This window comes from Pontibacter pudoricolor (assembly GCF_010092985.1).
GTDB classification, from domain to species: domain Bacteria; phylum Bacteroidota; class Bacteroidia; order Cytophagales; family Hymenobacteraceae; genus Pontibacter; species Pontibacter pudoricolor.
In genome coordinates this window covers 4,196,389-4,208,081 of sequence record NZ_CP048106.1, presented here as the reverse complement: position 1 = coordinate 4,208,081, position 11,693 = coordinate 4,196,389, and the positions used below count along the sequence as shown (strand labels likewise).

General features: G+C 47.5%; 10 protein-coding genes. 6 read left to right on the top strand and 4 right to left on the bottom strand.

All coding sequences use genetic code 11. From position 1 onward, the window contains the following. Nucleotides 1-46 precede the first annotated feature (46 nt). The 4 genes from GSQ66_RS18165 to GSQ66_RS18150 all read right to left on the bottom strand — a co-directional run bounded on the left by GSQ66_RS18165 (nt 47) and on the right by GSQ66_RS18150 (nt 2,884). Entirely contained in the window at nt 47-415 is a 369-nt protein-coding gene (locus GSQ66_RS18165; RefSeq protein WP_238395750.1) for a hypothetical protein, read from the bottom strand. A gap of 201 nt (nt 416-616) precedes the next feature. Beyond that, a complete protein-coding gene (locus tag GSQ66_RS18160; RefSeq protein ID WP_162428759.1) occupies nt 617-1,393 on the bottom strand; it encodes a TIGR03915 family putative DNA repair protein in 777 nt (258 codons plus the stop codon). A 9-nt stretch (nt 1,394-1,402) separates the two neighbouring features. Continuing rightward, nucleotides 1,403-1,603, bottom strand: a complete 201-nt coding sequence (locus GSQ66_RS18155; protein WP_162428758.1) for a hypothetical protein — start codon at nt 1,601-1,603, stop codon at nt 1,403-1,405. 15 nt (nt 1,604-1,618) lie between these two features. Beyond that, the gene (locus tag GSQ66_RS18150; RefSeq protein WP_162428757.1) at nt 1,619-2,884 is read right to left on the bottom strand and encodes a putative DNA modification/repair radical SAM protein; all 1,266 of its coding nucleotides are present in this window, start codon (nt 2,882-2,884) and stop codon (nt 1,619-1,621) included. Nucleotides 2,885-3,126: 242 nt separating this feature from the next. Between GSQ66_RS18150 and GSQ66_RS18145 the strand changes: the two genes are divergently transcribed. From GSQ66_RS18145 to GSQ66_RS18120, 6 genes are all read left to right on the top strand, one after another. Beyond that, on the top strand, nt 3,127-5,016 hold the full coding sequence (locus tag GSQ66_RS18145) for a BamA/TamA family outer membrane protein (RefSeq protein WP_162428756.1): 1,890 nt from the start codon (nt 3,127-3,129) through the stop codon (nt 5,014-5,016). Nucleotides 5,017-5,080: 64 nt separating this feature from the next. Further along, nucleotides 5,081-5,713: a Dps family protein gene (locus GSQ66_RS18140; protein WP_162428755.1), complete on the top strand. Its 633-nt coding sequence runs from the start codon at nt 5,081-5,083 to the stop codon at nt 5,711-5,713. 943 nt (nt 5,714-6,656) lie between these two features. Beyond that, nucleotides 6,657-7,496, top strand: a complete 840-nt coding sequence (locus GSQ66_RS18135) for a CvfB family protein (RefSeq protein ID WP_162428754.1) — start codon at nt 6,657-6,659, stop codon at nt 7,494-7,496. Nucleotides 7,497-7,578: 82 nt separating this feature from the next. After that, entirely contained in the window at nt 7,579-10,086 is a 2,508-nt protein-coding gene (locus tag GSQ66_RS18130) for a DUF5916 domain-containing protein (RefSeq protein WP_162428753.1), read from the top strand. Between the two features lie 13 nt (nt 10,087-10,099). Then, complete coding sequence (locus GSQ66_RS18125; RefSeq protein WP_162428752.1) at nt 10,100-10,771, top strand: oxidoreductase; 672 nt, start codon at nt 10,100-10,102, stop codon at nt 10,769-10,771. Between the two features lie 15 nt (nt 10,772-10,786). Beyond that, nucleotides 10,787-11,605, top strand: coding sequence for an SAM-dependent methyltransferase (locus GSQ66_RS18120; protein ID WP_238395749.1), 819 nt, complete (start codon nt 10,787-10,789; stop codon nt 11,603-11,605). Nucleotides 11,606-11,693 lie beyond the last annotated feature (88 nt).

Here is an 11,693-nt window from a genome sequence, read left to right as displayed (position 1 = left end):
GCGGCAGCCAAGGGTGAGATGGAAGGCCTGCCGCTCTGTAGTTGTATTATAGGTAGGTAGAAAAATTTTCTTTATTCTGCCAGAATTCGCGGCAGGCTTTGCGTTGTTCCTCTAAAAACTCCGCATCTTTTTTAAGCTCTCTCCAGTTGCCGTAGCCTAGGCGTTCACATAGCCTGAAAAAGTTATCGCCCTGGTTCTTAAACCCTTTGGTGCTAACAAGCGCACTCAGCAAAGGTCTCCCTTCGGCGTGCTCTTCTTCCGATATTTCGTCAATTACTTCTGTTAGCTGTGCTTTTTCGTAGGTATTGTCAAGGTTCAGGCCGAGTTCTGCTTCATAGATCAGGTTCTGAAAGGTCATTTGATTTGCTCTGCCACGAGCCACCTGAATAAGTTTTTTACGTACGCGTGTATTCATATGTGCAAAAACATTAGCTAAGCGACATGCAGTGGTAAGGCCACTTTATGCTTCAGCAGTTAAGTCTGCCGCTTGTTTTAAAATAAATATATAGTAATGCTTACGTGCAACGTACAGGGTATGTTACAAAGTGGAGCAAAAAAGCTGTACAATTTTTCAACACTCGTTTCAGGAGCAGATAAACCTAAACTAATAGTATGCTCAGGCTTGCAGGCGGGGCTGTTTTTCAGAAAGGTACTTCCAGTAGCGTTTAGGCATATGCCTGAGGTGTAGTTTCGGGTTTTTACGCTCGACAATATTTACATGGTCGAAGTATACCTGCCATAGTTGCTGGTATGTTTTTTCCTGCTGCGTAATTGCTGATGCGGGCAACACGCCCATTCCTTTGCGGGGTGCTGCATCCAGTGTTATAAAGGTGGTAGCCTGCAGGTCATAGTAGGCACCATACCGGCGGCGCGTGTCGTATATGGCCCAGCGCTGATCAGCGTAGCGCTTCGTAAAATGCTCAATTATTACCGGCAACACATTAAAATCAGGCTCAATGTGCGCATAGTATAGTTCGTCTGTCGTTTTCTGGAAACGCACAAAGGCTTCCATGCGGTGTTTCTCGCGATGCAACTGTTTGGCTGCCTGCTGCACCTGCAGCACACAAGGTGCGGTAAAGTTACCTTCTATGTTTTCAGAAGTACCAAAAGCCAGTTTTATATAGTTGAAGATAGCCAGCTCAAAGCCTGGCTGTTCCCACAAATAGGTATAGTATAGCTGCTTCCGGGCTGCGGCCGATAACCGGTGCTGCAGACCTTTCCATACCCGCTGTGCCTTTTCTTCGTCGGTTACTACGGCTATAGTTGTACCGAAAATGCCCGGCTGTGCCACCTGCTCCTGCTCTATGGCAGTTGGCCAGGCTTTACGCTCGTAGGCTTCGAACACTACCGTCAGCAGTCCTTCAAAAGAGCCGTCGTAGGCATAGAGGTGCATGGCTATAGTTTACTGGTTGTTGTTGCGGGCTTTCTCCTGTTTTCCTTCAGCCTGCATACGCTGCAGGTGTGGTACCAGCATGTTCAGTTTGCAATAGCAGGATACGCGGGCAACTTTGTTGTTCTTTCTCATGACTTTTACTTTAATCGTTTTTATCTTTTTTGTTTCTGAATCTGAATTCGCGACAGGGCTTTTATACTTCTGTGCCATAGTTATATAGGTTTATCATCCCACTTGCCTGAACAGGTCCAGCTGCTGAGTAAGCAGCGGGCTCCGAACGGCTCCATCTCCAAACAAAATCTTATTCCGGATACGCTGCGAATCGAAGTCGTAAGGTTGCAGGCTTTTCTGCTGGCAGGTTATAAAATACTTTGCCCGCTTCAGCACCACTCCCATCTGGCGTAAATGCTCATAGTTTAAAGAAGCAAACCGGCGTGCCGACACGATCTTTTTCGCCGACTTCACTCCTATACCCGGTACACGTAATATCATTTCATAGTCTGCGGTGTTCAGCTCCACCGGAAACACATGCCGGTTGCGCAATGCCCAGCTCAGCTTCGGGTCAATATCCAGGTCCAGGTGCGGGTTGCTTTCATCCAGTATTTCCTTTACATCAAAACCATAGAAGCGCATCAGCCAATCGGCCTGGTAAATTCGGTTCTCTCTTATAATAGGCGGCTCTGTAATGATCGGCAATCTGTTATCTGAACTTACCGGCACGTAACCCGAATAGTACACTCGCTTTAAACTATAGTCTTTGTAGAGCTGGCTCGAGAGCTGTAGTATCTGCTGGTCATTCTCGGCGGATGCGCCAACTATAAGCTGCGTGCTTTGGCCGGCCGGTGCAAACGCAGGAGCCGACTTAAACAACTTCTTCTCTTCTTTAGCCTGTACCAACTGCTGCTTAATGTTATTCATCGGCAACAGTATCTCGCTATAGTTCTTTTCAGGGGCCAGTTTTATCAGGCTCTTTTCCGATGGCAGCTCAATGTTCACGCTTAACCTGTCGGCATATAAACCGGCTTCTTTAATCAGCTCTTCGCTGGCACCCGGTATTGTCTTAAGATGGATATAGCCATTGAACTTTTCTTCCAGACGTAGTTTTTTAGCAATGCGCACCAGGCGCTCCATGGTATAATCAGCATTTGAGAAAATACCCGAACTCAGGAACAGGCCTTCGATATAGTTGCGACGATAGAAATTTATAGTCAGGTCCACTACTTCCTGCACCGTAAAGGCAGCGCGTTTAATGTCGTTGCTTTTGCGGGTAACACAATAGGCACAATCAAAAATGCAGTGGTTGGTAAGCAGTATCTTCAGCAACGAAACGCAACGGCCGTCTTCGGTATAACTATGACAAATGCCCATACCCTCGGCATTACCCAGGCCTTTGTTATCGTTTTTGCGCTTTCCACCGCTGGATGAACACGAAACATCGTATTTCGCAGCATCTGCTAATATCTTTAGTTTCTCTGTTATTCTGTCGTCCATACTGGGTATACTTTTCTGCTTTAGCGTTTTAAAGGTAAAACTTTATCTCAAAACGGCCTAATAAATTTAGCAAAAACTTATAAACATGCTTATCAACATCGTCCTAAATACTAATTTATTTAGCACACATAATAACTGTAATTGCTCCAAATCCATTTTAAGGGAAACCCGTATCTGTTGTGCACTTAAAAAATGTTATCTTTAGAAGGTTAACCTGCCGCTTTCGCTACCTGAGTAATTTTATGCATCGTTTTTACCCGAACTATAGCTTTGCGCTCTGCCTGTTTTTGCTGGGCCTGTTGCTGTTGTTTGCTATAGATGGAACTGCTCAGAAAAAACCTGTTGCCAAGCCCGACACAACTATAGTTACCGATACCACCCACCGGTTTGAAGACCGTGTAATGCGTAATCTGAAAGAACTGTCGGAGCGGAAAACGATTATGGGCAAGCTGCTTAGTTCTATTCTGGATTTTACACCCGAAAACGAAGCTGCCCTAAACCTGGACGCCGAACTGATAGAGCGGGAATATGAACGCCACAACTATAAAGTAGTGCGCAACATACGGGTTATTCCGCTGGATGCTTTTGGTTACTCTATACAAGATACCGCCCGGATACCTGCGAACTGGCTCGAGAAAACCGGCAATATATTTCATGCAAAAACCAAGAGAAGCCTGATCCGGAATAAGCTGCTTTTTGAGCAGTATAAAGTGCTGGAACCTCTGGCGCTTGTAGAATCGGAACGCTTGCTGCGCCAGACAGACTATATTCTGGATGCCCGCATTATTGTGAACGAGCAAACAACCACCGAAGACAGTCTGGATGTGATCGTGATTACGAAAGACGTTTTTAGTTTAGGCGGATCAGGCTCATTTACACCGTCGTCTGGAGCTGGCAGGCTGACCGTGCGGGAGCTTAACTTTTTGGGACTGGGCCATCAGCCGGAACTTTCTTACCGTTTTAACCAGCCCAATCCACGCCCCTGGGAGTTTGCCGGCCGCTATAGTATAGAAAACATTGGCCGGTCTTATATAACTGCTGACATAGCTTATGTTAACGAAAATTATTACCAGGAAAAGAGCGCTTTCCTGCACCGGGACTTTTATGCCACCAACACCCGCTATGCAGGTGCTGCGGGCATTAGCCAGGTAGAGGAACGCATACTGCTTCCGCCAACTGACGCAGACACCATTCCGCGATTCGGTAACCTTAGCTATACCCGACGCGATGCCTGGTTCGGACGTGCCTTTAAGTTTAAAAGCTATAACCTGGGGTACGAGCCACGCGGCCGCATGATCATAGGCCTGAGAGTGATCGACACCAACTATAAAACCACCCCTACCGAGAATTTCCAGAGTAACCAACTATACCTGGGCAGTATTGGCTATAGTGTGCGTAAATATTATAAAGACCGATACCTGTTTGGTTTTGGCCGCACAGAAGATATACCAGCCGGCAGCATAATTTCCGTTACTACCGGTTACGAAAATGGCACATTAACCAACCGCCGCTACCTGGGAGCTTCGTTTGCTTTTGCCAGGTACCGGCAACACTTTGGCTACCTGTTTGGCAATGTTACGTACGGTTCGTTTATAAATGACGGAAGCTGGCAGCAGGGCCTGTTGCAGCTACAATCGCTGTACTTTACCAGACTGTATGAAAACGGCAGCTGGAAATTACGCCATTATTTACAGACACGCGCCACTTTCGGCCTGAACCGCAACCCCGAAGACCTGCTGTCTATCAATAACAACGAGGGCCTGCGCGGCTTTAACTCCGAACTGCTCAGGGGCAGCAAACGTCTCACGCTTAATTATGAAGCCAATCTTTACACACCTTTTTCTTTCCTGGGCTTTAAACTGGCAACAGTAGCTTTCGCCGATGTGGCCTGGCTATCGGCTGGCAATAAAACGAGTCCTTTCAAAAACAAACCTTATACTGGTTATGGCCTTGGCTTCAGGTTCCGGAACGAGTATCTGTCTTTCAGCACGATACAGATCCTATTAAGCTTTTACCCACGCCTGCCTGCCAACGAAGATATCAGCAGCTTTAAGGTTTACGAGGCATCACGGCCATACTACGATTTCACCGATTTCCGATTTGAGCGCCCCGGCGTAGCAGAGTTCAGATAAGATTCAGCATATCCTTTTTCCGCTTTTCGGGGTAAGTATAGAGGTAGCATTACAAACTATACCTATGGAAAAACTAAGAGAAAAATCAGAATATGAAGGAAACCCGGTTGGGTTGTCAGATAATACAGCAAAAGTTATGGCCCGTGAACTGGACCGGCACCTGTCGTCTTTCATCACGCTATTTAACCAGTATCACAAACACCATTGGATGGTAGAAGGCCCGCAGTTCAGAGATCTGCATTTGTTTTTTGAGGACCACTACACCCAGTTGCACGAACAGTACGATGCCATTGCCGAGCGCCTGACCGTGATGGGCTACTGCCCTACCTGCCACCCAAAAAAACAACTGGAACTAACCTACATTGACCACGAAGAAGAAGGCGTTTTCAGGATAAGAGAGATGCTGGCCAAGGACATGGACGATGAAAAAACGATAGCTGTAGAGTTACGCAAAACTATAAAACTGGCCATGCAGCACGAAGACTTCGCCACCAAAGCATTACTGGAAGGCATCCTGATCAAAACAGAAGACCGCTGCCACCACATAGAGCACTTTTTAGGCGATGACGGTTTATCAATCGGAATGATTGCCCGACCAGAAGATATTATGGAAGCTGAAGATCAGAAAAGCCGCAGCAGTAAAGACGGATTAAGAGTAACAGCCAGAAAAGCTCCTGCAAAAGCCAAGGCTAAGTAAGTTTTACAAATTATAGATTTTGAAAAGGCAGCGCTGCAAAGTGCTGCCTTTTTTTACCCCTTCCCAGCCTTCCCCTAAGAACAGGGGAAGGAGCTTTATAGCAGTCGCTATTGTTGGAGTTATAGTTTTATAGTTTTATAGTTTTGGTTTTAACCCACCCCTACCCCTCCCAAGAGGGGAATTACGGCTGTTGCTATAGTTGAGGATATCGTTTTATAGTGGGTGTTTGTCATCCCCCTGCCCCCTTCGAAGGGGGACTTTCTGCTACTGCTTTCCCAACTGTCCTTTCGACCAGCGGCAGAAATCTGAGTTTTCTATAGTTACAGCCTAAGATCGGACAGGTCGCGACCTGTCCCTACGAAACTATAGCCACGATAAGGCAATGCAACTATAGCTTATCACTCAACTAAAAAAATGCTATCGAACTGATCACAGTCTTTGGGTTGAGCGCCTTTGCTTTGTTGCGGTGCCGCCAGGCAACCCGAGGTACGAGGGTAGAAAGAAAGCAGCAGCGCGATGCCCTTATCGAGGGCCCCTACCCCCAAGACGGGGCCTCCCGGCCGTGAGGGCATGAAAGCCAACTATAGAACAATAGGCAAGTAAAGCTCTCAGGATAAGTGGTAACTATAGAAGGAAAGGCTTGGATTGAAAAGTAGAGTAGCAAACTATAGAACTCAGATTTCTCACGCTGTTCGAAATGACAAACGAGAAACTATAGAACGATAGCAGGGTTCCTTCCCCTGTTTTGGCGGTAGGGGCCCTCGATAAAACGGGGAGGTTGGGATAAGGCAAATCAAAAACCATATTCTTACACTTAACCCATTCCATTTTAGACTTTATCCTAAATATATAGACTATTGCTATTTAGCAGGTTCTCAGCTTTTAAAGCGTTTGGCTTTTTATTAGATTTGTAGGACAGCACTTACACAGCAACAACACAACCATGGTAGATTTAGGCAATTACAACGAGCTCGAGATAGCGCGTGAAGTAGACTTCGGGGTTTATTTAACTTCTGAAGACGGCGACATACTGCTTCCTAAAAAATATTTACCAGAAGGTGCTAAAGTTGGTGATTTTGTGCGCGTATTCGTGTACCGCGACTCTGAAGACCGGGTAATTGCTACTAACCTTACCCCTTACGCCACAGTAGGGCAATTTGCGGGATTGCTGTGCAAAGACACTTCCAGCTTCGGTGCTTTCCTGGACTGGGGACTGGAGAAAGACCTGCTGGTGCCCCTCAATAACCAGAAAGACAAAATGGTACCCGGCCGTAAGTACTGCGTGTATGTGTATTTAGATGATGCCTCGGACCGGATAGTTGGTACTGCCAAGATCAACAAATACCTGCAGAATGATAACATCCAGGTAAAAGAAGGTGAACAGGTAGAAGTGCTGGTAGCTGCCTATACCGACCTTGGGTATAACGTGATCATCAACAACACGTATTTGGGCCTGCTATACCGAAACGAGGTTTTTAAAGACCTGGAGATTGGTGATAAACTGCCTGCCTACATTAAAACCATCCGCCCCGATAACAAGATAGACGTAACGTTGCGCAAGCCCGATGCCGATACGTTTAGCGAGATGGATGAGACCTCAGCTAAAGTAATGCAGCTGCTCGAAGAACAGAATGGAACCCTGAACCTGTCGGATAAAAGCGATCCGGAGGATATTTACCGTGTAGTAGGTGCCAGCAAAAAAATGTTTAAACGTGCGGTAGGGAACCTGTACAAAGCAAACAGGATCGAGATCTACCCGGACTATATCAAGCTCAGGCGTTAGCCACGTCTTACCTCCGCAACACTAACTATAAACCAGACTGATAACCTTTTACAGCGGCGCTTTCGTCAGGCGCAATACTATAATGCTACACCAATACCTTGCTTTTGCCCTAACTTTTACCTTACTAACCGGTACTGCCACAGCAACCGACAAAAACAAAGAACCCGAAGCCACTGAGCTTAAACGCAAAACAACCAAGGCTGCGCGCGCTACCAAAGCACCCGTTTTGGATGGTTACCTGGAGCCCGAAGTTTGGCAAACTGTAGTTCCTGCCACCAACTTTGTGCGTTACGACCCACACAACGGCAAACCATCGTCACAGCATTCAGAAGTGTACTTTTTGTATGATAATGAAGCTGTTTACATCGGTGCCAACCTCTATGATACCGCTCCGGACTCTATACTTACCCAGTTTGGCGGACGCGACTCCGGTGAGAACAATGCTGATATGTTTGCCGTGTACCTGGATACTTACAACGACAAGCAAAATGCCTTTGCTTTTATGGTTTCGGCAGCGGGTGTGCAGACAGACATTAAACTTTCGCAGGGCCGTGAAGACTGGAACTGGGACGCCGTATGGGCCAGCCAGGTAAAAAAGACGACACAGGGCTGGGTAGTAGAGATGAAAATACCGTACAGCGCCATTCGTTTCCCTGAAACACAGGTGCAGACCTGGGGCGTGAATTTTATGCGCGTGGTTCGTCGTGCCCGCGAAAAATCGTACTGGAACCATGTAGACAACGCCGTGGAAGGTTTCGTGAGCCAGGAAGGACGCGCCATCGGTATTGAAGGCATTAAGTCGCCGGTGCGTTTGCAGTTTACGCCTTACGTTTCGGGTTACCTGAACCATTACTCCGGCGAAACCAGCGGCAGCAGCTATAACCACTCTATAAACGGGGGTATGGATGTGAAATATGGCATAAACGACGCCTTTACCTTAGACGTAACCCTGGTGCCGGATTTCGGCCAGACACAATCAGATAACCAGGTGCTGAACCTGAGCCCGTTTGAAGTGAAATTTGGGGAGAACCGCCAGTTCTTTACCGAAGGCACCGAGCTTTTCAACAAAGCCGGCCTGTTCTACTCCCGCCGCATCGGGGGCACGCCTATGCTCCGGAATAGCGTTAGAGGTACAATGGAGGAAAATGAATCTATAGTTGATAACCCAGCTACGAGCGGCCTGCTGAATGCGGCCAAAGTATCGGGCAGAACAAGGAAAGGACTGGGTGTAGGTTTATTCAATGCCATTACCCGCAACATGTTCGCTAAGATAAAGAACGACGAAACCGGTGAGACCCGCGAAGTACTTACCGATCCGTTCACCAACTATAGCGTATTTGTGCTGGACCAGACCCTGCCACGCAACTCATTTATCACCTTTACAAACACCAACGTCAGCCGTTCCAAAGGGTATTACGATGCCAACGTAAGCGGCCTGAAAGTGCGCTTTGCAGATAAAACGAACAACTATGCCATTAGTGCAGCAGGTAACCTGAGCCAGATCTACAATAAAATTCTGCGCGGCGACTCCATCCCGACAGATGTACACCTGGGCCATCAGTATAGTGTAAATTTCAGTAAGGTAAGCGGCAACCTGCGCTTCGGCCTGAACCACCACGTAGAATCGGATACCTATGAGATAAACGACATGGGTTACCTGAGCAACAACAACGAGATCAGCAACAGCGCCAGCATCAGCTATAACTTTTATCAGCCCATCTGGAAATTCCTGGGCTGGAACAACAGCCTGAACGTGAGCCATAGTATGTTGTATGCGCCCCGCGAGTATGTAAGTGCCAGCATTGGCCTGAGTACCAACGTGCGTTTCCGTAATTTTATGAGCGCTTATGGTAACGTTGGCCTACGCCCGGGCAACGCGTACGATTACTTTGAGGCCAGACAGTTTCCGCAGGTGTTCATAAAGCCACCGGCCTTCGATTTCAACTTCGGCATGTCAACCGACTACCGCAAGCGCCTGGCATTTGACGCATCGGTGGGACATTGGCAGTCGAACCGCTACAACCAGAGCGACTGGTGGGGTAGCCTGAACCCACGCTTCCGGGTAAACGACAAGCTACTGCTTGTTAATGGCAACAGCTATAGTATAAACAAACACAGCATCGGTCACATTTCCGACCCATGGGGCAGTGCAACAGGCGTTTTCGCAAACCGGGATATTAAAACACTGACCACTACTTTGTCAGGGGCATACATTTTTAACGAGCGCACCGGCCTTACACTGAACATGCGTCACTACTGGTCTACAGCCGAAAATAACTGGCTGTATTACCTGCAGCATAACGGCACCCTTTCCAGGATAACCCCGGAGCAGGACCCGAACCAGACGCGGTATAACAACATCAATTATAATGCTTTTAACATAGACGTGATGTATACCTGGCGATTTGCGCCAGGAAGCGAATTAATGGTTGTCTGGAAGAACGCCATACAGGATCAGCGCAAAGAGATAGAGAAAAAGTATATCGAAAACCTGAACAAGACTTTACAGGCACCGCAGAACAATAATTTCTCGGTTAAATTATTATACTACATCGACTATATAGCCCTTAAAAACGTATTCTCAGCATAAGCGAACATCTCTTATGCACAAAACCCGAAATGCGTTAATTGTAGGAGCCAGCGGCCTGGTGGGTGGGCATTGCCTGCGCCTGCTGCTCGCCAGCAACAGGTACAGCCAGGTTATCTCTGTTGGCCGGCGCGATCTGCCACTTATACATCCCAGGCTGGACCAGAAAGTAATTGACTTTGATAACCTGAAGAAATATGCTTCAGATCTGGTGGCCGATGATGTGTTCTGCTGCTTGGGCACCACTATAAAAAAAGCGGGCTCTAAAGAAAACTTTTATAAAGTAGACCATACCTACGTGGTGGAGCTGGCCCGGCTTACTGCTGCTAAACATGCGGCGCAGTTTCTGGTAGTATCTGCCATGGGTGCCGATGCCGGCTCTATGATCTTTTACAACAAGGTGAAAGGCGAAATGGAGCGCGACGTGCAGGATTTTGGGTTCAGGGGCGTACATATTTTCAGGCCGAGCCTGCTGCTGGGCGACCGCGAAGAAGAGCGCACCGGCGAAGAACTGGCCTCTAAGATAATAAAGCCCCTGAGCGGCCTGATGGTGGGTCCTTTGCGCAGGTACAAACCCATTCCCGGCGAAGATGTAGCCAAAGCCATGCTGTATGCGGCAGAGCAAAACCGGGGTGGTGTGCACATCTACCCTTCCGATAAAATAGCCGATATGGCTGCTAAACTATAAACTATAGCTATAAGCTTGCGTAAAGGCAAAGCACCTAAAAGCTATATTATGCAGCCACGCCACTTACGGCATGTTTTCCCGAAAGCCACCCAATACGACCCCGAGTGGGTGCGCAAGCACTCGATGGGCGAAAACGTACTATTTAACGTAGAAAGCCTTACCAAATCGCTGGACCTGAAACCGGGCATGCGTGTGCTCGACTTGGGCTGCGGAAAGGCCATCAGCTCTATCTTTCTGGCTAAAGAGTTTGGAGTTAAGGTCTGGGCTGTAGACGAGGCCATCTCGGCGAGTGACAACTATGAGCGCATACTGGAAGAAGGCTGCGAAGAAAACGTAATACCAATAGAGGCCGATGCCCGCTCCCTTCCCTTTGCCGAAGAATACTTTGATGCTGTGATTGTGGTAGATTCTTACACCTACTTTGGCACCGACGAGAAGTACCTGCCCTACATTGCCCGCTTCATAAAACCCGATGGCCACATTGCTATAGTGGATGTCTGCTTTACCAAAGAGATCGAGTCCCTGGACAAGGTGCCCAGGTTTCTGCGTCGCGATTATAAAAACTACTGGTACTTTATACACAGCATAGCGTGGTGGCGCAAACTATGGGAGAAAACAGGATTAGTACAAATTGAAGCTGCCGAAGAACTTTCCGAAGCCGACGTTGTACGCGAGCATTACATCAAAGATTTTGAGGACGATAAGAAACCCGATGCCTTTGCCAAAGCCTTAAAGCGTGATGACCAACATTTTATATCTTTTTTTAAACTGATAGGGCGGCGTACCCGCAAAACTGCTTACCTGCAGAGCTACAAAACTTCATCTAAAAAGTAGCGGTAGCGTACAATATTTATTTTTATATACGTTAGATGTTTTAATTTTACTGCACCGGCAGTGCAATTTTGCCGGACGCACATTTTTA